Genomic DNA, 20,610 nt, shown 5'->3' on the forward strand with positions numbered 1-20,610 from the left:
GGTTATTTACGCGTTAGCTTTTCCAGATCGGCTTCAATTTCGCTGATCTTGTTGGTCACGACGCTTTCCAGATGACGTAAATCATCGAGGATCTTGCGTTTAAGATCGACTTCGCTGCGATCGCGCTGGCAGATCTGATCCAGTTCGTCGATCACATAACGCAGGTTGGGGCTGATCTCCTGCACTTCTTTGTAACCCTGGCCGACGCCATCGGCGACAACCGTTTTACGCTGACGGGGATATTTGAACTTCACGCTCTTGGCAAAAAACTCACCTTTATCCTTCTGGAAATAGATTTTCAGGATATCGTTGTTGGCTTCTTGCCGCAGGCTGTAACGATCGATTTCTTCAGGATTAGTAATGCCCAGACTTTTCAGATTGTCATACATAGCGGTACCCTTAAGCTCACTATAACCATTGAATAATTAACGAAAAGCCTTGTTTATGCCACTCGTAGATGTAAAAAAAGCGGGCTAAGCCCGCTTTTTCAAATCACTGTTAGTCGATGGTGCGTAACAGTTCGTTGATTCCTACTTTGCCACGCGTTTTGGCATCGACTTTCTTCACAATTACCGCGCAGTACAGGCTATATTTGCCATCTTTCGACGGCAGGTTGCCGGAGACAACCACAGAGCCTGCCGGAACGCGGCCATAATGCACTTCGCCGGTTTCGCGATCGTAAATACGGGTGCTTTGACCGATGTACACGCCCATAGAGATAACAGAGCCTTCTTCGACGATCACGCCTTCAACCACTTCAGAGCGCGCGCCGATGAAGCAGTTGTCCTCGATGATGGTCGGGTTAGCCTGTAACGGCTCCAGTACGCCGCCGATGCCAACGCCACCGGACAGGTGAACGTTTTTACCGATTTGCGCGCAGGAACCCACGGTCGCCCAGGTATCAACCATTGTACCTTCATCAACATAAGCGCCGATGTTTACGTAAGAAGGCATCAGTACGGTGTTACGTGCGATAAACGCACCCTGACGTACTGCTGCTGGCGGAACCACGCGGAAACCCTCTTTCTGGAAGCGTGCTTCATCATAGTTGGCGAATTTCATCGGTACTTTATCGAAGTAACGACTTTCCGCACCCTCGATAACCTGATTATCGTTAATACGGAAAGAGAGCAGGACCGCCTTTTTCAGCCACTGATGCGTGACCCACTGACCCTCAATCTTCTCTGCGACGCGCAGTGCACCGGAATCCAGTAAAGCAATAACCTGATTTACCGCTTCGCGGGTTACGGTATCTACATTTGCCGGAGTAATGTCGGCACGGCGCTCGAAAGCGGACTCAATAACGTTCTGTAACTGCTGCATTGTTAAACTCTTTCCATAATAAATAAAAACATTACCCTTTATCGTTTGGATTGAGGGCCTCTGTCAACCGTTGATGTACTTCCTGCTGCAGCTCATTATTAAGGGCGCGCCGGTCGGCAGTGGCGATTATGAATAAATCTTCTACTCGCTCGCCAATGGTTGTAATTCGGGCGCCATGCAGCGAAATTCCCAGATCGGCAAAAATTTGCCCGACCCGCGCCAGCAGTCCTGGCTGGTCGAGGGCGATAAGCTCAAGGAATGATTTTCGGTCGGTATGGGTCGGCAGGAAAGTGACCTCGGTATCGACGGTAAAGTGGCGTAATTTTGCCGGTTGGCGACGCGGCTGCGGCGGCTGCCAGCTCCGCTGCGTGATCGCCTGTTCCAGTCCAAAACGGATCGCTTCGTGTCGGTCTGACGACAGCGGGCTACCGTCCGGCTCCAGTACAATGAACGTATCCATCGCCATCCCATCGCGGGTGGTAAAGATCTGCGCATCGTGGACGCTTAGATTGCGCCTGTCCAGTTCGGCGCAAACGGCGGCAAACAGGTAAGGGCGATCGGGGCTCCAAATGAAAATTTCCGTTCCGCCGCGCGTGGCCTGCGGGCTGAGCAGGATTAGCGGCTTACTGAGATCGTGTTGCAGCAGATGACGCGCATGCCAGGCCAGTTGATTTGGGCTGTGGCGCACGAAATAGTTGGCGCGACAGCGCGACCAGATGTGGTGCAGCGCTTCTTCATCAATGTTATCCATACGCAGTAGCGCCAGCGCCTGAAGCTGATGATGGCGAACGCGTTCGCGCATATCCGGCGTGTTTTGCATCCCGCGACGTAGCTGTTTTTCCGTCGCAAAGTACAACTCACGCAGCAAACTTTGCTTCCAGCTATTCCACAGCGTTTCGTTAGTAGCGCAAATATCCGCGACGGTCAGGCACACTAAAAAGCGCAGACGGTGTTCCGTTTGTACTTCTTCAGCGAATTGCTTGATCACTTCCGGATCCTGAATATCACGGCGCTGAGCGGTCACCGACATCAGCAAATGCTGACGCACCAGCCAGACGATCAGCTGCGTTTCACGTGAGTTCAGACCGTGCAGTTCGGCGAATTTGAGCACGTCCTGGGCGCCGAGAACCGAGTGATCGCCGCCGCGACCTTTAGCGATATCGTGGAACAGCGCGGCAATCAGAATCAGTTCAGGTTGTCGCAAGCGCGGCCACAGATCCACGCACAGCGGATGGCGCGGGCGGGTCTCTTCGTTAGCAAAACTTTCCAGCTTGAGCATCACGCGGATGGTGTGTTCATCCACCGTGTAGGCATGAAACAGGTCAAACTGCATTTGGCCGACAATATGTGACCATTGCGGCATATAGGCCCACAAAACGCTATGGCGATGCATCGGCAGCAGGCCGCGACTCACTGCTCCCGGATGGCGCAACATACTCAGAAACAGTGAGCGCGCTTCCGGGATGTAGCACAGCGGCTGGGTTAAATGACGGCGGGCATGACGCAGATGGCGCAGCGTGGTGGAGTAAATCCCAGCGATCGCGCTGTTACGCACCATGATGTAAAACATCCGCAATATCGCTTCGGGTTTGCGGATAAACAGGTCGTCGTTGCGCAGATCAATCAACGAGCCGCGTAGTTGAAAGTCGTCGTCAATCGGACGAGGTTTTTCATCGGCGGGCAGGGCGAGGATTGCCTCGTCAAATAGCTGCAGCAGCATGTGGTTCAATTCGCTGACCCGCCGCGTAACGCGGAAATAGTCTTTCATCATCCGCTCGATTGGCTCGTTGCCTTCACCGCCGTAGTTCAGGCGTTGCGCCACGCTGAGCTGACGATCAAACAGCAGGCGGTTATCGTAGCGACTGACCTCCAGATGCAGGGCAAAGCGAATGCGCCAGAGGATGTGTAGACATTCATTCAATTCGGCGCGTTCTGCCAGCGTCAGGAAGCCAAAGCCGACCATTTCATCCAGCGAGGTAGCGCCAAAATGGCGGCGGGCGACCCATTGCAGAGTATGAATATCGCGCAGGCCGCCGGGGCTGCTTTTGATATCCGGCTCCAGGTTGTAGCTCGTGCCGTGATAGCGTTGGTGGCGCTGATTTTGCTCTTCCACTTTGGCGGCGTAAAATTTATCGGACGGCCAGAAACCTTCGCTAAAAATATGCTTTTGTAGCTCAAGAAACAGCGCCACGTCGCCAATCAGCAGGCGTGTTTCTATCAGGTTGGTGGCGACGGTTAAGTCTGACAATCCTTCCAGCAGACACTCTTCCAGCGTGCGCACGCTGTGCCCAACCTCGAGCCTCACGTCCCACAGCAGCGTTAACAACTCGCCGACTTTTTCGGCCTGCGCGTCAGGGAGCTTTTTACGACTGAGGATTAGCAGGTCAATATCGGAAAGCGGATGCAGTTCGCCGCGTCCGTAACCGCCAACTGCAACCAGCGCCAGGTCGGCAATTTGACCAAAACCAGCTTCAATCCACAGACGCTGAAGCAACTGGTCAATAAACTCGGTGCGGGCCTCAATCAGCTGTTCAGCGGAGATCCCGCTGTCAAACGCTTCACCTAACCAGTGCTGGAACGCGTCGATATGCGCTTTAATGCCGGGACAGTTGAGGTCGTGCTGCGGCCAGGTTCCGGGATTTTGCGGTTGGCCAGGCAGGGTGGGGAGGGCAGTATTTGCGTGCTGTTCAGGAAGAGTATTCATTTTGCGCCACCCATTAAAAAGCCGGATGGCGGCTAATGCGCCTTACCCGGCCTACGGATTTACTCTTCATCCTTCAAGCTGCTTCTGCGTTGGCTGCGCTCGTTCACTCCAGTCACGTACTTTTGTACGCTTCTGGAGGTTCACTCTCTTGCCGTCTTGAATCAATTCGAATGATTTTGAGTAAAGGTGCAACTTGTAGGCCTGATAAGATGCAGGGGCATCGCCATCAGGCAAAACATTATTCGCCGTGTGTGATGATCGCCGGGATGGTGTCATCCTTGCGTAACGTCAGAATTTCACAGCCGTTTTCCGTCACCACAATAGTATGCTCGTACTGAGCAGACAAGCTCCGGTCTTTGGTTTTTACCGTCCAGCCGTCTTTCATGGTGCGGATGCGGTAATCACCGGCATTCAGCATAGGTTCTACGGTGAAGGTCATGCCCGGCTGCAGTACCACGCCGCCGTCGTCTGCATCGTAATGCAGAACCTGCGGTTCTTCATGGAAGCCGCGACCGATGCCGTGACCGCAGTATTCACGGACCACAGAGAACCCTTCGCCTTCCGCATATTTCTGAATCGCAGCGCCCAGTGTGCGCAGGCGAATACCCGGTTTAACCATCCGCAGCGCCAGGTACAGGCTTTCCTGCGTGACGCGGCACAGACGCTCGCCCAAAATGGTAGGTTTGCCGACGATGAACATTTTCGAGGTGTCGCCGTGGAATTCGTCTTTAATTACGGTGACGTCAATGTTGACGATATCACCGTCTTTCAGGAGTTTGGCGTCGTCCGGGATCCCGTGGCACACCACCTCATTAATAGAGATGCACACGGATTTCGGATAACCGTGGTAGCCAAGGCATGCGGAAATAGCCTGCTGCTCGTTCACGATGTAGTCATTACAGATGCGATCCAGCTCGCCAGTGCTGACGCCCGGTTTAACAAATGGTTCGATCATTTCCAGTACATCAGCGGCCAGGCGACCAGCGACGCGCATTTTTTCGATTTCTTCAGGGGTCTTGATTGAGATAGCCATGAATTCTGTCCATCAGTACCGATGATATCGGCAATAATTGTTTAAGTGCTGCCAATGGTATCAGTCAGGGGTGTACCCTGCCAAATTGAGAATCATTCTGAACTTCGCCTTTCGTGCCACAGGTGCGTTAGCTCTATTTTTTCACTCCGCTCACTTACTACATGTAAGCTCCCGGAGATTCGAAAATTTGCCGCCTTCCTGTAACACGAAATTCATCGTTCATTCAGCACACAGTGCCAACAATTATTGGTGTCGGCGGCGTATTTGTGGTATAAAGCGCGCCGGACTTCCGATCCGTTCGAAGACTACACACGATGGACGGGAGCGACAAATCTCACTTTGTGTAACAACACACACGTATCGACACATATTCCGGGGTGCCCTTTGGGTCGGTAATATGGGATGCGTGGAGGCTTAACCCCAACTTTTATATATAGAGGTTTTAATCATGGCAACTGTTTCCATGCGCGACATGCTCAAGGCTGGTGTTCACTTTGGTCACCAGACCCGTTACTGGAACCCGAAAATGAAGCCGTTCATCTTCGGTGCGCGTAACAAAGTTCACATCATCAACCTTGAGAAAACTGTACCGATGTTCAACGAAGCTCTGGCTGAACTGAACAAGATCTCTGCTCGTAAAGGTAAAATCCTTTTCGTTGGTACTAAACGCGCTGCAAGCGAAGCGGTGAAAGAAGCTGCTAACAACTGCGACCAGTTCTTCGTGAACCATCGCTGGTTGGGCGGTATGCTGACTAACTGGAAAACCGTTCGTCAGTCCATCAAACGTCTGAAAGATCTGGAAACTCAGTCTCAGGACGGTACTTTCGAAAAGCTGACCAAGAAAGAAGCGCTGATGCGCACTCGTGAGCTTGAGAAACTGGAAAACAGCCTGGGCGGTATCAAAGACATGGGCGGTCTGCCGGACGCTCTGTTCGTAATCGATGCTGACCATGAGCACATTGCTATCAAAGAAGCAAACAACCTGGGTATCCCAGTATTTGCTATCGTTGATACCAACTCTGATCCGGACGGTGTTGACTTCGTTATCCCGGGTAACGACGACGCAATCCGTGCTGTGACCCTGTACCTGGGCGCTGTAGCTACTACCGTTCGTGAAGGCCGTTCTCAGGATCTGGCTTCCCAGGCGGAAGAAAGCTTCGTAGAAGCTGAATAATAAGGCACGCTCGTTAGAGCGACCCCTTATATATCCTGGATAATTCGAGTTGCTGGAAGGCGTTGACGCAACGAATCCCCCGGAGCTTACGTCAGTAAGTGACTGGGGTGAGTAAGGAAAACAACGCACCAGCAGCTTGAAGAATGACGGATATAGGCCAGGTAGTATCACGTTTGGTTAGGGGGCCTGTATATGGCCCCCTTTTTCACTTTTAAATCTGTGCGGTTTCATGCCGGGCAGATCAAATCTTCCGAGGATTTTAGAATGGCTGAAATTACCGCATCCCTGGTAAAAGAGCTGCGTGAGCGTACTGGCGCAGGCATGATGGATTGCAAAAAAGCACTGACTGAAGCTAATGGCGACATCGAGCTGGCAATCGAAAACATGCGTAAGTCCGGCGCAATCAAAGCGGCGAAAAAAGCAGGCAACGTGGCTGCTGACGGCGTAATCAAAACCAAAATCGACGGCAACATCGCTTTCATTCTGGAAGTTAACTGCCAGACTGACTTCGTTGCTAAAGATGCTGGTTTCCAGGCATTTGCTGACAAAGTACTGGACGCTGCCGTTGCTGGCAAAATCACTGACGTTGAAGTTCTGAAAGCACAGTTCGAAGAAGAACGTGTTGCACTGGTTGCTAAAATCGGTGAGAACATCAACATCCGTCGCGTTGCTTCCCTGGAAGGCGACGTTCTGGGTAACTACCAGCACGGTGCTCGTATCGGTGTTCTGGTTGCTGCAACTGGCGCTGACGAAGAACTGGTTAAACAGCTGGCAATGCACGTTGCTGCAAGCAAACCAGAATTCGTTAAGCCGGAAGACGTTTCCGCTGAAGTGGTAGAGAAAGAATACCAGGTTCAGCTGGATATCGCGATGCAGTCTGGTAAGCCGAAAGAAATCGCAGAGAAAATGGTTGAAGGCCGCATGAAGAAATTCACCGGCGAAGTTTCTCTGACTGGCCAGCCTTTCGTTATGGATCCGAGCAAATCTGTTGGTCAGCTGCTGAAAGAGCACAATGCTGACGTAACAGGCTTCATCCGCTTTGAAGTGGGTGAAGGTATCGAGAAAGTTGAGACTGACTTTGCAGCAGAAGTTGCTGCAATGTCCAAGCAGTCTTAATTTTTAAAGGAGCCGCCTGAGGGCGGCTTCTTTTTGTGTCTGGCTTGTAAATTCAGCGAACCGCTATAGTGGTCATGCTGAAAAGCGGCATACAATGTCGCCGGAATTAACTCATCTCATTCGTTGACAGTCTCAGGAAAGAAACATGGCTACCAATGCAAAACCCGTCTACAAACGTATTCTGCTTAAGTTAAGTGGCGAAGCTCTGCAAGGTTCAGAAGGCTTCGGTATTGATGCAAGCATCCTTGACCGTATGGCTCAGGAAATCAAAGAGCTGGTTGAGCTGGGTATCCAGGTTGGCGTAGTGATTGGTGGTGGTAACCTGTTCCGTGGCGCTGGTCTGGCGAAAGCAGGGATGAACCGTGTTGTGGGCGACCACATGGGCATGTTAGCCACCGTCATGAACGGTCTGGCGATGCGCGATGCGCTTCACCGCGCCTATGTGAACGCTCGCTTGATGTCCGCTATTCCTCTGAATGGCGTGTGTGATAACTACAGCTGGGCAGAGGCTATCAGCCTGCTGCGCAACAACCGCGTTGTTATTTTGTCTGCGGGTACCGGCAACCCATTCTTTACCACCGATTCTGCAGCCTGCCTGCGTGGTATTGAAATTGAAGCGGATGTGGTACTGAAAGCCACCAAAGTCGACGGCGTATTTACGGCTGATCCGGCTAAAGATCCAACCGCGACCATGTACGAGCAGTTGACCTATTCGGAAGTGCTGGATAAAGAACTGAAAGTGATGGATCTGGCGGCGTTCACGCTGGCTCGTGACCACAAATTGCCGATTCGTGTCTTTAACATGAACAAACCGGGTGCGCTGCGCCGTGTTGTTATGGGTGAAAAAGAAGGCACGTTAATCACGGAATAATTCCCGTTGCGGCTAAATGCAGGTAATATTCCGCTTTAATGTCGCGGGATACGTCCCTCAAAATTAATCAAGACTATACTTGTCACATCTTGCGTGGTGGGTATGGTCTGACTGAAACAAGCTTTCAAGGATTCGTAACGTGATCAACGATATCAGAAAAGATGCTGAAGTACGCATGGACAAATGCGTCGAAGCGTTCAAAAACCAAATCAGCAAAATTCGCACGGGTCGTGCTTCTCCTAGCCTGCTGGATGGTATTGTCGTGGAATATTACGGCACACCGACTCCGCTGCGCCAGTTGGCAAGCGTAACGGTTGAAGATTCCCGTACCCTGAAAATTAACGTGTTTGACCGTTCTATGGGACCAGCCGTTGAGAAAGCCATTATGGCTTCCGACCTCGGTCTGAACCCAAGCTCTGCGGGTTCCGATATCCGCGTTCCGCTGCCGCCGCTGACTGAAGAACGTCGTAAAGATCTGACCAAGATCGTGCGTGGCGAAGCTGAAGGCGCGCGCGTTGCCGTACGTAACGTACGCCGTGATGCCAACGACAAAGTGAAAGCATTGTTGAAAGAAAAAGAGATCAGCGAAGATGACGATCGCCGTTCTCAGGATGACGTGCAGAAACTGACTGACGCAGCTATCAAGAAAGTTGATGCGGCGCTGGCAGAGAAAGAAACGGAACTGATGCAGTTCTGATTCGCCTGTACGCTAAAAACGCCGCTTAGAAGGCCTGAGAAGGCTGGAGAGCGGCGTTTTGCTTTATTCTGCCTATATACCTTAAAGGGTAAAATTCTTCTGGATGTCTCATGAAGCAATTAACCATCCTGGGATCAACCGGTTCCATTGGTTGCAGTACGCTGGATGTAGTACGCCATAACCCGGAAAAATTTCGTGTTGCTGCGTTAGTGGCGGGTAAAAATGTCGCCCGTATGGTCGAGCAATGCCTGGAGTTTGCTCCTCGCTATGCGGTAATGGACGATGAAAAAAGCGCGACGTTGGTAAAAATAGCTCTGCTGGAGCAGGGCTGTCGTACTGAGGTAATGAGTGGACAGCAGGCGGCCTGTGATATGGCTGCGCTGGATGATGTTGATCAGGTGATGGCGGCGATTGTTGGCGCGGCGGGATTGCTGCCGACGCTGGCTGCAATTCGTGCGAGCAAAAGCATTTTACTGGCGAATAAAGAATCTCTGGTGACCTGTGGTCGTCTGTTTATGGACGACGTGAAACGTCACAAAGCGCAACTTTTGCCGGTAGATAGCGAACATAACGCGATTTTTCAGAGTTTACCGCAACCTATCCAACACAATCTGGGATACGCTGACCTTGAGCAAAATGGCGTCATGTCAGTTTTGCTTACCGGGTCTGGTGGCCCTTTCCGTGAAACGCCATTGTCCGATCTGATTTCTATGACCCCCGATCAGGCATGTCGTCATCCGAATTGGTCGATGGGACGAAAAATCTCTGTCGATTCCGCCACCATGATGAATAAAGGTCTGGAATACATTGAAGCGCGTTGGTTGTTTAATGCCAGTGCGAGTCAGATGGAAGTGCTGATTCATCCGCAGTCGGTTATTCATTCGATGGTTCGTTATCAGGATGGTAGCGTTCTGGCGCAGTTGGGGGAACCTGATATGCGTACACCTATTGCCCATACGATGGCATGGCCAGAACGTGTGACGTCTGGTGTTAAGCCTGTCGACTTTTGCCAACTCAGTGCGTTGACGTTTTCCGCACCTGATTATCAGCGTTATCCCTGCCTGAAACTGGCGATGGACGCGTTTGAGCAAGGGCAAGCGGCGACGACCGCGCTGAACGCCGCGAATGAAATTACCGTTGCCGCATTTTTGGCGCAGCAGATCCGATTTACCGATATTGCTGTCCTGAATTTATCCGTACTGGATAAGATGGATTTGCAGGAGCCACAGAGCGTTGATGATGTGCTGAAGGTTGATGCCATCGCGCGGGATGTCGCCAGAAAAGAAGTGATGCGACTCTCAAGCTGATGATAATCCCTGTACGCAGAATCGCGCTATTTGTTAGCGTTGGGCTTCAGTGATATAGTCTGCGCCACTCGATCGCGGGTATTTGCTTTTTTCCGGTCGGGTAAGCCGTGGTTTGACACGGCTTTTTTGTGGATGGGCTTCAGTATTCCTGAGTACCGTTAATCCTTTCAGGGACTAAAAACGCGTTATGTTGTCTGCAACTAAACCATTAAGCGAAAATTTGCCAGCACATGGTTGTCGCCATGTAGCAATTATCATGGATGGCAATGGCCGCTGGGCGAAAAAGCAAGGGAAGATTCGCGCCTTTGGGCATAAGGCCGGAGCTAAATCCGTCCGCCGGGCTGTCTCTTTTGCTGCCAATAACGGTATTGATGCGTTAACGCTGTATGCCTTTAGCAGTGAGAACTGGAACCGACCTGCGCAGGAAGTGAGCGCGTTAATGGAGCTGTTCGTGTGGGCGCTTGATAGCGAAGTGAAAAACCTGCACCGCCATAACGTACGTCTGCGTATTATCGGGGATATCAGTCGATTTAACTCACGTTTGCAAGAACGGATTCGCAAATCAGAAGCGATTACCGCCCAGAATACCGGGTTGACGCTGAATATTGCAGCGAATTACGGTGGACGGTGGGATATAGTCCAGGGAGTCAGGCAACTGGCACAACAGGTGCAGGATGGTCTGCTGCGACCAGAGCAAATCGATGAAGAGATGCTTGGGCAGCAAATTTGTATGCATGAACTGGCTCCTGTGGATTTAGTGATAAGGACTGGGGGGGAGCATCGAATTAGTAATTTTCTGTTGTGGCAAATTGCCTATGCCGAACTTTACTTTACGGATGTTCTCTGGCCCGATTTCGATGAACAAGACTTTGAAGGTGCGCTGCATGCCTTTGCTAATCGTGAGCGTCGTTTCGGCGGCACCGAGCCCGGTGATGAAAAAGCCTGATGGGGGTCGCTTTTGCTGAAGTATCGCCTGATTTCTGCTTTTGTTTTAATACCCGTTGTCATCGCGGCGTTGTTTTTGCTGCCGCCTGTGGGGTTCGCCATTGTCACGCTGGTTGTCTGTATGCTGGCCGCCTGGGAATGGGGACAGTTAAGCGGTTTTACCACGCGTACACAGCGAGTATGGCTGGCGGTTTTGTGTGGGCTATTGCTGGCACTGATGCTGTTTTTACTGCCAGAATACCATCGCAATATTCATCAGCCTCTGGTTGAAGTCTCGCTGTGGGCGTCGCTGGGCTGGTGGGTCGTGGCGCTGTTGCTGGTACTGTTTTATCCCGGCTCTGCGGCGGTATGGCGTAATTCCAAAACATTACGCATAATTTTCGGCGTGTTGACCATTGTCCCGTTCTTTTGGGGAATGCTGGCGCTACGTGCATGGCACTATGATGAGAATCAATATAGTGGCGCGCTATGGCTGCTGTATGTCATGATCCTCGTCTGGGGAGCTGACTCTGGTGCCTATATGTTTGGTAAGCTGTTTGGCAAACATAAGCTGGCGCCGAAGGTTTCTCCTGGTAAAACCTGGCAGGGTTTTTTTGGCGGACTCGCCACTGCGGCCGTGATCTCATGGGGTTATGGCATGTGGGCGAATCTTGAGGTTGCGCCTGTCACCTTGCTTATTTGCTCCATCGTTGCAGCCCTGGCCTCCGTGCTGGGTGACCTGACCGAGAGTATGTTTAAGCGTGAAGCAGGAATAAAGGACAGTGGTCACTTAATTCCAGGACACGGTGGTATTCTGGATCGCATTGATAGCCTGACGGCTGCGGTACCGGTCTTTGCCTGCCTGTTGTTATTGGTATTCAGGACGCTTTAACGGATGGTCTTATGCTGAGTATTCTCTGGAATCTGGCTGCATTCATTGTTGCACTTGGTGTGCTTATCACCGTGCATGAATTTGGTCATTTCTGGGTTGCGCGGCGCTGCGGAGTTCGCGTCGAACGCTTTTCCATTGGTTTTGGAAAAGCGCTTTGGCGGCGTACCGATAAATCAGGTACGGAATACGTCATCGCCCTGATTCCTCTCGGCGGTTACGTCAAAATGTTGGATGAGCGCGCTGAACCGGTCGCACCGGAGTTGCGCCATTATGCTTTCAACAATAAAACGGTTGGACAACGCGCAGCCATCATCGCCGCAGGTCCGATTGCAAACTTCCTTTTTGCTATTTTCGCTTATTGGCTGGTGTTTATCATCGGTGTTCCTGGCGTTCGCCCGGTTGTTGGTGAAATAACGCCCAACTCGATTGCTGCGCAGGCGCAAATTCAGCCGGGTACGGAACTAAAAGCGGTTGATGGTATCGAAACCCCTGATTGGGATGCCGTAAGATTGCAACTGGTAGCCAAAATTGGCGATCAGCATACGACTCTCAGCGTAGCGCAATTTGGCAGTAACCAGCGTCAGGACAAAACGCTGGATTTACGTCAGTGGGCATTTGAGCCAGACAAGCAGGATCCCGTCTCCAGTTTAGGGATTCGTCCGCGCGGTCCGCAGATTGAACCGGTGCTGTCAGAAGTGCAGGTTAACTCCGCTGCAAGTAAGGCGGGTTTGCAAGCTGGCGACAGGATCGTTAAAGTCAATGGTCAGCCGCTGACACAATGGATGACGTTTGTCACGCAGGTGCGCGATAATCCGGATAAGCCGTTAGCGCTAGATATTGAAAGACAAGGAAGTTCCTTGTCTTTAACGTTAACCCCAGATTCAAAAGAGGTTAACGGGAAGGCAGAGGGTTTTGCGGGCGTGGTGCCTAAAGTTATTCCTCTGCCTGATGAGTATAAGACTGTACGCCAGTATGGGCCATTCAGCGCCATCCTCGAAGCCTCGGATAAAACGTGGCAGTTGATGAAGCTGACGGTCAGTATGCTGGGAAAATTGATTACCGGTGATGTAAAACTGAACAACCTCAGTGGGCCGATTTCTATCGCCCAGGGGGCTGGGATGTCAGCGGAGTTCGGGGTTATTTATTACCTGATGTTCCTTGCGCTTATCAGCGTGAACTTAGGGATAATCAACCTGTTTCCGTTGCCCGTTCTTGACGGGGGGCATCTGCTGTTCCTGGCGATTGAAAAGCTGAAGGGCGGTCCGGTATCCGAGCGGGTTCAAGACTTTAGTTATCGCATTGGCTCTATCTTGCTGGTGTTGTTAATGGGGCTTGCACTTTTCAATGATTTCTCTCGGTTGTAAGAGAGTGTTAGGAAGAACGCATAATAACGATGGCGATGAAAAAGTTGCTCATAGCGTCGCTGCTGTTTAGCAGCGCCACCGTATACGGTGCTGAAGGGTTCGTAGTGAAGGACATTCATTTCGAAGGCCTACAGCGAGTCGCCGTTGGTGCGGCTCTCCTCAGTATGCCGGTGCGCACAGGCGACACGGTTAATGATGAAGACATCAGTAATACCATTCGTGCTCTGTTCGCCACCGGTAACTTTGAGGATGTCCGCGTCCTGCGCGATGGTGATACCCTTCTGGTTCAGGTAAAAGAACGCCCGACGATTGCCAGCATCACTTTCTCCGGTAATAAATCGGTGAAAGATGACATGTTGAAGCAGAATCTCGAGGCGTCTGGCGTGCGTGTTGGCGAGTCTCTGGATCGCACCACGCTTGCTGATATCGAAAAAGGCCTGGAAGATTTCTACTATAGCGTCGGTAAGTACAGCGCCAGTGTGAAAGCAGTGGTTACGCCGTTGCCGCGTAACCGCGTTGACCTCAAACTGGTCTTCCAGGAAGGGGTTTCGGCGAAGATCCAACAGATCAATATCGTCGGCAACCATGCCTTCACAACCGAGGAACTTATCTCTCACTTCCAGTTGCGTGATGAAGTTCCGTGGTGGAACGTGGTGGGCGATCGTAAATACCAGAAACAGAAACTGGCGGGCGACCTTGAAACCCTGCGCAGCTACTATCTGGATCGCGGCTATGCTCGTTTCAACATCGATTCCACCCAGGTCAGCCTGACGCCGGATAAAAAAGGTATCTATATTACCGTTAACATCACTGAAGGCGATCAGTACAAGCTTTCAGGGGTACAGGTGAGCGGTAATCTGGCCGGGCATTCTGCCGAAATTGAGACCCTGACGAAAATCGAACCAGGCGAACTCTATAACGGCACTAAAGTGACCAAAATGGAAGATGATATCAAGAAGCTTCTGGGTCGCTATGGCTATGCCTATCCGCGCGTACAGTCGCAGCCTGAAATCAACGATGCAGACAAAACCGTTAAATTGCGCGTAAACGTGGATGCGGGTAACCGTTTCTATGTGCGTAAGATTCGCTTTGAAGGTAACGACACTTCTAAAGATTCCGTTCTGCGTCGCGAAATGCGTCAGATGGAAGGTGCCTGGTTGGGCAGCGATCTGGTCGATCAGGGTAAAGAGCGTCTGAACCGCCTGGGTTACTTTGAAACCGTCGATACCGATACTCAGCGTATTCCGGGCAGTCCGGATCAGGTTGATGTGGTTTATAAGGTCAAAGAGCGTAACACCGGTAGCTTTAACTTCGGCGTCGGTTACGGTACCGAGAGCGGCGTGAGCTTCCAGGCTGGCGTTCAGCAAGATAACTGGTTAGGTACTGGCTATTCTGTTGGTATCAATGGCACCAAAAACGACTACCAGACCTATACTGAGTTGTCTGTGACTAACCCGTACTTCACCGTTGATGGTGTGAGTCTGGGTGGCCGTGTCTTCTACAATGACTTTGAAGCGAATGATGCGGATCTGTCCGACTATACCAACAAAAGTTATGGTACAGACGTAACGCTTGGCTTCCCGGTAAACGAATACAACACGTTGCGTGCTGGCCTGGGTTATGTACACAACAAACTGTCCAACATGCAGCCGCAGGTTGCGATGGATCGTTATCTTGAGTCAATGGGCGAGACCAATACCAACAGCTTTGCCGCTGATGACTTCACCTTTAACTATGGTTGGACGTACAACAAACTGGACCGTGGGTACTTCCCAACGGACGGTACACGCGTCAACCTGAACGGTAAAGTGACCATTCCGGGTTCTGATAACGAATACTACAAAGTGTCGATGGATACCGCGACCTATGTGCCGATCGATGACGATCACAAGTGGGTGGTTTTAGGCCGTACGAAGGTAGGCTATGGTGACGGCATTGGCAGTAAAGAAATGCCGTTCTATGAAAACTTCTATGCAGGTGGTTCCAGCACCGTGCGTGGTTTCCAGTCGAATACCATCGGTCCAAAAGCGGTCTATAAAAACGGTGCCTACGCCAGTGGTTCCGATAATAACGATTACGAAGAGTGTTCCAACGCAGACGGTAAAGACTGTAAATCGGATGATGCAGTGGGCGGTAACGCCATGGCTGTCGCCAGCCTGGAGTTTATTACCCCAACGCCGTTCATTAGTGACAAGTATGCTAACTCGGTCCGTACCTCGTTCTTCTGGGATATGGGTACCGTTTGGGATACTAACTGGCAGGATAGCGCTCAAACAAGAGCTATAGGTGTGCCGGACTACAGTGATCCAAGCAATATCCGTATGTCAGCGGGTATCGCTTTACAATGGATGTCCCCATTGGGGCCGTTGGTTTTCTCCTACGCCCAGCCGTTCAAGAAGTACGATGGAGACAAAGCGGAACAGTTCCAGTTTAACATTGGTAAAACCTGGTAATTGTTCTTCGCAAAGGAATGTAGTGGTAGTGTAGCGATGACTTTAGGCGATCTTGCATGGGATCGCCTGGCCACGCAAAGAACTGTACCCTCGGGTGCAAATGGGATGGTAAGGAGTTAATTGTGAAAAAGTGGTTATTAGCTGCAGGTCTCGGTTTAGCGATGGCAACGTCCGCACAAGCGGCTGACAAAATTGCAATCGTCAACATGGGTAGCCTGTTCCAACAGGTTGCACAGAAGACAGGCGTTTCTGCTACGCTGGAAAACGAGTTCAAAGGCCGTGCCAGCGAACTGCAGCGTATGGAATCCGATCTGCAATCTAAGATGCAGCGTCTGCAATCAATGAAAGCAGGTAGCGATCGTACCAAGCTGGAAAAAGACGTTATGGCTCAGCGTCAGACTTTCTCTCAGAAAGCTCAGGCTTTTGAGCAGGATCGTGCGCGTCGCTCCAACGAAGAACGTGGCAAACTGGTTACTCGTATCCAGACTGCTGTGAAATCTGTTGCCAGCAGCCAGAGCATCGATCTGGTCGTTGACGCAAACACCGTTGCATACAACAGCAGCGATGTAAAAGACATCACCGCTGACGTACTGAAACAGGTTAAATAAGTAATGCCTTCAATTCGACTGGCTGATTTAGCAGAGCAGTTGGATGCAGAATTACACGGTGATGGCGATATCGTCATCACCGGCGTAGCGTCCATGCAATCTGCGCAAACTGGCAATATTACGTTCATGGTGAATCCTAAGTATCGTGAGCACTTAGGCGTATGCCAGGCTTCTGCCGTAGTGATGACGCAGGACGATCTTCCTTTTGCTAAGAGTGCAGCGCTGGTAGTGAAGAATCCCTACCTGACCTATGCTCGCATGGCGCAAATCTTAGATACCACGCCGCAGCCGGCACAAAACATTGCACCGAGTGCAGTAATTGATGCGACGGCGAAGCTGGGTAACAATGTCTCTGTGGGCGCAAATGCGGTCATTGAGTCTGGCGTAGAACTGGGCGATAACGTCGTTATCGGCGCAGGTTGCTTCGTCGGAAAAAATACTAAAATCGGCGCAGGTTCACGCTTGTGGGCGAATGTGACGATTTACCATGACATTCAGATCGGTGAGAATTGCCTGATCCAGTCCAGCACGGTCGTTGGATCTGATGGATTTGGTTACGCGAACGATCGCGGTAACTGGGTGAAGATCCCCCAGCTTGGTCGCGTGATTATTGGCGATCGCGTCGAGATCGGCGCGTGTACCACTATTGACCGTGGTGCTCTGGACGATACTGTGATCGGTAATGGTGTTATCATTGATAACCAGTGCCAGATTGCGCATAACGTTGTGATTGGCGACAATACGGCGGTAGCCGGTGGCGTCATTATGGCGGGTAGCCTGAAGATTGGCCGTTACTGCATGATTGGCGGTGCCAGCGTGATTAATGGGCATATGGAAATATGCGACAAAGTCACGGTGACTGGCATGGGTATGGTGATGCGTCCTATCACTGAACCGGGCGTCTACTCCTCAGGCATTCCGCTGCAACCTAACAAGGTATGGCGTAAAACAGCTGCACTGGTGATGAACATTGATGATATGAGCAAGCGCCTCAAATCGATTGAGCGCAAGGTTAATCAACAAGACTAAAGCACCTTTTTTGCATGTCTGACTTTTCGGCCTGTCCCATTCATACGATTGCGACAGGCCGTGTTATTATTGCCTTTTAGTATATTTTGACAGGAAGAGTATTTTGACTACTAACACTCATACTCTGCATATTGAAGAGATTCTAGAACTTCTGCCGCACCGTTTTCCGTTTTTGCTGGTTGACCGCGTGCTGGATTTTGAAGAAGGTCGTTTTCTGCGCGCAGTGAAAAATGTATCCGTTAACGAGCCTTTCTTCCAGGGCCACTTCCCGGGTAAACCTATTTTTCCAGGCGTACTGATTCTGGAAGCGATGGCGCAGGCCACCGGCATCCTCGCGTTTAAAAGCGTAGGAAAACTGGAACCAGGCGAACTGTACTATTTCGCGGGCATTGACGAAGCACGCTTTAAGCGTCCTGTCGTACCTGGCGATCAGATGATCATGGAAGTGACTTTCGAGAAAACGCGCCGTGGCCTGACCCGTTTTAAAGGGGTTGCGCTGGTCGACGGTAAAGTTGTATGCGAAGCAACGATGATGTGTGCCCGTAGCCGGGAGGCCTGATACGTGATTGATAAATCCGCCTTTATTCACCCGACCGCCATTGTGGAAGAGGGCGCCAGCATTGGCGCTAACGCTCACATTGGCCCATTTTGTATTGTTGGACCCCATGTTGAAATTGGTGAGGGTACCGTACTGAAGTCTCACGTTGTCGTGAATGGCCATACCAAAATTGGTCGCGATAACGAGATCTATCAGTTTGCCTCCATCGGTGAAGTTAACCAGGATCTGAAATATGCTGGCGAACCAACCCGCGTGGAAATTGGCGATCGCAACCGCATCCGCGAAAGCGTCACCATTCATCGTGGCACAGTGCAGGGCGGTGGAGTGACGAAGGTGGGCAGCGATAACTTACTGATGATTAATGCGCACGTTGCGCATGATTGTACGGTAGGCAACCGCTGTATTCTGGCAAATAACGCCACGCTTGCCGGACATGTATCGCTTGATGATTTTGTTATCATCGGCGGCATGACCGCGGTGCATCAGTTCTGCATCATCGGCGCGCATGTGATGGTTGGCGGTTGTTCTGGCGTTGCTCAGGACGTGCCTCCGTACGTTATCGCCCAAGGCAACCACGCCACGCCGTTTGGCGTTAACATCGAAGGTCTGAAGCGTCGCGGATTTACCCGCGAAGCGATCACCGCGATTCGTAACGCCTATAAAGCGTTGTACCGTAACGGTAAAACGCTGGAAGAAGCGAAGCCGGAAATCGCGGAACTGGCGCAACAGTACCCCGAAGTCCAGGCTTTCAGCGACTTCTTTGAGCGCTCAACGCGTGGCCTGATTCGTTAATGACTGAACAGCGTCCTTTAACGATAGCCCTCGTCGCCGGAGAAACCTCCGGCGATATTCTTGGTGCAGGGTTAATCCGTGCAATCAAGGCGCGTGTTCCCAATGCGCGTTTTGTTGGCGTGGCGGGCCCGCTGATGCAGGCCGAAGGCTGTGAGGCCTGGTACGAAATGGAAGAGTTGGCGGTAATGGGCATTGTTGAAGTGCTCGGACGCCTGCGCCGCTTACTACATATTCGTGCCGATCTCACTCGCCGTTTCACTGAACTTAAGCCGGATGTTTTCGTCGGCATTGATGCGCCTGACTTCAATATTACCCTCGAAGGCAACCTGAAAAAGCAGGGCATAAAAACCATTCATTATGTCAGCCCTTCTGTATGGGCCTGGCGACAGAAACGTGTTTTCAAAATAGGCAGATCCACCAATATGGTGCTGGCCTTTCTGCCTTTCGAAAAAGCGTTTTATGACAAATTTAACGTTCCGTGCCGCTTTATCGGCCACACCATGGCGGATGCCATGCCGCTGGATCCGGATAAAAACGCGGCACGCGACGTGCTGGGTATTCCCCATGATGCTCACTGTCTGGCGCTATTGCCAGGAAGCCGTGGCGCAGAAGTGGAGATGCTCAGTGCCGATTTTCTGAAAACGGCGCAGCTTTTGCGCCAGCATTATCCGGATCTCGAAGTCGTGGTGCCGTTGGTGAATGCCAAACGTCGCGAGCAGTTTGAGCGTATCAAAGCTGAAGTTGCACCGGATCTTTCCGTACATCTGCTCAATGGGATGGGACGTGAAGCGATGGTGGCCAGCGATGCAGCACTGTTGGCTTCAGGCACGGCAGCGCTGGAATGTATGCTGGCAAAATGCCCGATGGTGGTTGGCTACCGTATGAAACCCTTTACCTTCTGGTTGGCGAAGCGTCTGGTGAAAACGGATTACGTTTCGCTACCTAACCTGCTGGCAGGAAGAGAACTGGTTAAAGAGTTGTTGCAGGAAGAGTGTGAACCGCAGGCGCTGTCGCAAGCGCTGCTGCCGTTGCTGGCGAAGGGTAAAACCAGCCATGCGATGCACGACACATTCCGTGAACTGCACCAGCAGATCCGTTGCAATGCTGATGAGCAGGCGGCGGATGCAGTCCTGGAGTTAGCACAATGATTGAGTTTGTTTATCCACATACGCATTTAGTGGCGGGTGTGGATGAAGTTGGACGTGGTCCTTTGGTCGGCGCGGTTGTTACTGCCGCCGTTATTCTGGATCCGGCTCGTCTTGTTATTGGTCTGAACGACTCAAAAAAACTGTCGGAAAAACGTCGCCTGGCGCTGTTTGATGAGATTAAAGAAAAAGCGTTAAGCTGGAGTCTGGGCCGTGCGGAACCGCATGAAATCGACGAGCTGAATATTTTACATGCCACCATGCTGGCGATGCAGCGTGCGGTTGCGGGTCTGCATATTGCGCCGGAATACGTACTGATTGACGGCAATCGTTGCCCGGCATTACCGATGCCGTCAATGGCGGTGGTCAAAGGTGATAGCCGCGTGGCGGAGATTAGCGCTGCTTCGATACTGGCAAAAGTCACCCGTGACGCTGAAATGGCGGCACTGGATACGGTTTTCCCGCAGTATGGCTTTGCACAGCACAAAGGTTATCCAACTGCTTTTCATCTGGAAAAGTTGGCACTACATGGTGCAACAGAGCACCATCGCCGTAGTTTTGGCCCCGTCAAACGCGCTCTGGGACTCACGTCCTGATTCTTGTGTCGAAGGAATCTGAA

The 20,610-nt window shown here is 51.5% G+C and carries 19 protein-coding genes; 15 read left to right on the plus strand and 4 right to left on the minus strand.

Annotated elements, in window-relative coordinates:
• Positions 1-2: 2 nt before the first annotated feature.
• The 4 genes from OGX99_RS03890 to map form a co-directional block, all read right to left on the minus strand.
• Entirely contained in the window at positions 3-389 is a 387-nt protein-coding gene (locus tag OGX99_RS03890) for a DUF3461 family protein (protein ID WP_003018562.1), read from the minus strand.
• 109 nt (positions 390-498) lie between these two features.
• Positions 499-1,323, minus strand: a complete 825-nt coding sequence (gene dapD / locus OGX99_RS03895) for a 2,3,4,5-tetrahydropyridine-2,6-dicarboxylate N-succinyltransferase (RefSeq protein ID WP_003837532.1) — start codon at positions 1,321-1,323, stop codon at positions 499-501.
• A gap of 31 nt (positions 1,324-1,354) precedes the next feature.
• Positions 1,355-4,027: a bifunctional uridylyltransferase/uridylyl-removing protein GlnD gene (glnD, locus tag OGX99_RS03900; protein ID WP_151224583.1), complete on the minus strand. Its 2,673-nt coding sequence runs from the start codon at positions 4,025-4,027 to the stop codon at positions 1,355-1,357.
• A gap of 238 nt (positions 4,028-4,265) precedes the next feature.
• Positions 4,266-5,060 (minus strand): type I methionyl aminopeptidase, encoded by a 795-nt coding sequence (gene map / locus OGX99_RS03905; protein ID WP_151216791.1) that lies wholly within the window; start codon positions 5,058-5,060, stop codon positions 4,266-4,268.
• A 448-nt stretch (positions 5,061-5,508) separates the two neighbouring features.
• Here map and rpsB point away from each other — a divergent pair, with 448 nt between their 5' ends.
• The 15 genes from rpsB to rnhB all read left to right on the plus strand — a co-directional run bounded on the left by rpsB (position 5,509) and on the right by rnhB (position 20,587).
• Positions 5,509-6,234, plus strand: a complete 726-nt coding sequence (gene rpsB / locus OGX99_RS03910) for a 30S ribosomal protein S2 (protein WP_016151758.1) — start codon at positions 5,509-5,511, stop codon at positions 6,232-6,234.
• A 264-nt stretch (positions 6,235-6,498) separates the two neighbouring features.
• On the plus strand, positions 6,499-7,350 hold the full coding sequence (gene tsf, locus OGX99_RS03915; protein WP_151216792.1) for a translation elongation factor Ts: 852 nt from the start codon (positions 6,499-6,501) through the stop codon (positions 7,348-7,350).
• Positions 7,351-7,495: 145 nt separating this feature from the next.
• Entirely contained in the window at positions 7,496-8,221 is a 726-nt protein-coding gene (gene pyrH, locus OGX99_RS03920; RefSeq protein ID WP_151216793.1) for a UMP kinase, read from the plus strand.
• A 139-nt stretch (positions 8,222-8,360) separates the two neighbouring features.
• Positions 8,361-8,918 (plus strand): ribosome recycling factor, encoded by a 558-nt coding sequence (frr, locus tag OGX99_RS03925; protein ID WP_016151760.1) that lies wholly within the window; start codon positions 8,361-8,363, stop codon positions 8,916-8,918.
• Positions 8,919-9,028: 110 nt separating this feature from the next.
• Positions 9,029-10,225 carry a 1-deoxy-D-xylulose-5-phosphate reductoisomerase gene (ispC, locus tag OGX99_RS03930; RefSeq protein ID WP_286542725.1) on the plus strand — a complete coding sequence of 399 codons (1,197 nt, stop codon included), beginning with the start codon at positions 9,029-9,031 and terminating at the stop codon, positions 10,223-10,225.
• Positions 10,226-10,412: 187 nt separating this feature from the next.
• On the plus strand, positions 10,413-11,171 hold the full coding sequence (gene ispU, locus OGX99_RS03935; RefSeq protein WP_003018543.1) for a (2E,6E)-farnesyl-diphosphate-specific ditrans,polycis-undecaprenyl-diphosphate synthase: 759 nt from the start codon (positions 10,413-10,415) through the stop codon (positions 11,169-11,171).
• Positions 11,172-11,183: 12 nt separating this feature from the next.
• A complete protein-coding gene (gene cdsA, locus OGX99_RS03940) occupies positions 11,184-12,041 on the plus strand; it encodes a phosphatidate cytidylyltransferase (RefSeq protein WP_286542726.1) in 858 nt (285 codons plus the stop codon).
• Between the two features lie 11 nt (positions 12,042-12,052).
• On the plus strand, positions 12,053-13,405 hold the full coding sequence (gene rseP, locus OGX99_RS03945) for a sigma E protease regulator RseP (RefSeq protein ID WP_151224585.1): 1,353 nt from the start codon (positions 12,053-12,055) through the stop codon (positions 13,403-13,405).
• A gap of 29 nt (positions 13,406-13,434) precedes the next feature.
• A complete protein-coding gene (gene bamA, locus OGX99_RS03950; RefSeq protein ID WP_151216797.1) occupies positions 13,435-15,858 on the plus strand; it encodes an outer membrane protein assembly factor BamA in 2,424 nt (807 codons plus the stop codon).
• A 122-nt stretch (positions 15,859-15,980) separates the two neighbouring features.
• Positions 15,981-16,466 carry a molecular chaperone Skp gene (gene skp, locus OGX99_RS03955; RefSeq protein WP_003018533.1) on the plus strand — a complete coding sequence of 162 codons (486 nt, stop codon included), beginning with the start codon at positions 15,981-15,983 and terminating at the stop codon, positions 16,464-16,466.
• A 3-nt stretch (positions 16,467-16,469) separates the two neighbouring features.
• Positions 16,470-17,495 carry a UDP-3-O-(3-hydroxymyristoyl)glucosamine N-acyltransferase gene (lpxD, locus tag OGX99_RS03960; protein ID WP_151216798.1) on the plus strand — a complete coding sequence of 342 codons (1,026 nt, stop codon included), beginning with the start codon at positions 16,470-16,472 and terminating at the stop codon, positions 17,493-17,495.
• A 103-nt stretch (positions 17,496-17,598) separates the two neighbouring features.
• Positions 17,599-18,054, plus strand: coding sequence for a 3-hydroxyacyl-ACP dehydratase FabZ (fabZ, locus tag OGX99_RS03965; protein WP_003018528.1), 456 nt, complete (start codon positions 17,599-17,601; stop codon positions 18,052-18,054).
• A 3-nt stretch (positions 18,055-18,057) separates the two neighbouring features.
• Positions 18,058-18,846 (plus strand): acyl-ACP--UDP-N-acetylglucosamine O-acyltransferase, encoded by a 789-nt coding sequence (gene lpxA / locus OGX99_RS03970; protein WP_151216799.1) that lies wholly within the window; start codon positions 18,058-18,060, stop codon positions 18,844-18,846.
• The gene (gene lpxB / locus OGX99_RS03975) at positions 18,846-19,994 is read left to right on the plus strand and encodes a lipid-A-disaccharide synthase (protein ID WP_286542728.1); all 1,149 of its coding nucleotides are present in this window, start codon (positions 18,846-18,848) and stop codon (positions 19,992-19,994) included. The genes lpxA and lpxB overlap by 1 nt, the downstream gene beginning before the upstream one ends.
• Positions 19,991-20,587 (plus strand): ribonuclease HII, encoded by a 597-nt coding sequence (gene rnhB / locus OGX99_RS03980; RefSeq protein ID WP_286542730.1) that lies wholly within the window; start codon positions 19,991-19,993, stop codon positions 20,585-20,587. Before lpxB ends, rnhB begins: the two co-directional genes overlap by 4 nt.
• Positions 20,588-20,610 lie beyond the last annotated feature (23 nt).

It is taken from the genome of Citrobacter sp. Cu096 (assembly GCF_030332285.1).
Lineage (GTDB): Bacteria > Pseudomonadota > Gammaproteobacteria > Enterobacterales > Enterobacteriaceae > Citrobacter > Citrobacter meridianamericanus.

What these genes read in the sequence shown, in the direction of transcription:
- glnD (WP_151224583.1), bottom strand. Translation starts at nt 4,027, where the DNA reads ATGAATACTCTTCCTGAACAGCACGCAAATACTGCCCTCCCCACCCTG.
- map (WP_151216791.1), bottom strand. Translation starts at nt 5,060, where the DNA reads ATGGCTATCTCAATCAAGACCCCTGAAGAAATCGAAAAAATGCGCGTC.
- lpxB (WP_286542728.1), top strand. Translation starts at nt 18,846, where the DNA reads ATGACTGAACAGCGTCCTTTAACGATAGCCCTCGTCGCCGGAGAAACC.
- rseP (WP_151224585.1), top strand. Translation starts at nt 12,053, where the DNA reads ATGCTGAGTATTCTCTGGAATCTGGCTGCATTCATTGTTGCACTTGGT.
- OGX99_RS03890 (WP_003018562.1), bottom strand. Translation starts at nt 389, where the DNA reads ATGTATGACAATCTGAAAAGTCTGGGCATTACTAATCCTGAAGAAATC.
- pyrH (WP_151216793.1), top strand. Translation starts at nt 7,496, where the DNA reads ATGGCTACCAATGCAAAACCCGTCTACAAACGTATTCTGCTTAAGTTA.
- rnhB (WP_286542730.1), top strand. Translation starts at nt 19,991, where the DNA reads ATGATTGAGTTTGTTTATCCACATACGCATTTAGTGGCGGGTGTGGAT.
- lpxD (WP_151216798.1), top strand. Translation starts at nt 16,470, where the DNA reads ATGCCTTCAATTCGACTGGCTGATTTAGCAGAGCAGTTGGATGCAGAA.
- bamA (WP_151216797.1), top strand. Translation starts at nt 13,435, where the DNA reads ATGGCGATGAAAAAGTTGCTCATAGCGTCGCTGCTGTTTAGCAGCGCC.
- tsf (WP_151216792.1), top strand. Translation starts at nt 6,499, where the DNA reads ATGGCTGAAATTACCGCATCCCTGGTAAAAGAGCTGCGTGAGCGTACT.
- ispC (WP_286542725.1), top strand. Translation starts at nt 9,029, where the DNA reads ATGAAGCAATTAACCATCCTGGGATCAACCGGTTCCATTGGTTGCAGT.
- dapD (WP_003837532.1), bottom strand. Translation starts at nt 1,323, where the DNA reads ATGCAGCAGTTACAGAACGTTATTGAGTCCGCTTTCGAGCGCCGTGCC.
- ispU (WP_003018543.1), top strand. Translation starts at nt 10,413, where the DNA reads ATGTTGTCTGCAACTAAACCATTAAGCGAAAATTTGCCAGCACATGGT.
- rpsB (WP_016151758.1), top strand. Translation starts at nt 5,509, where the DNA reads ATGGCAACTGTTTCCATGCGCGACATGCTCAAGGCTGGTGTTCACTTT.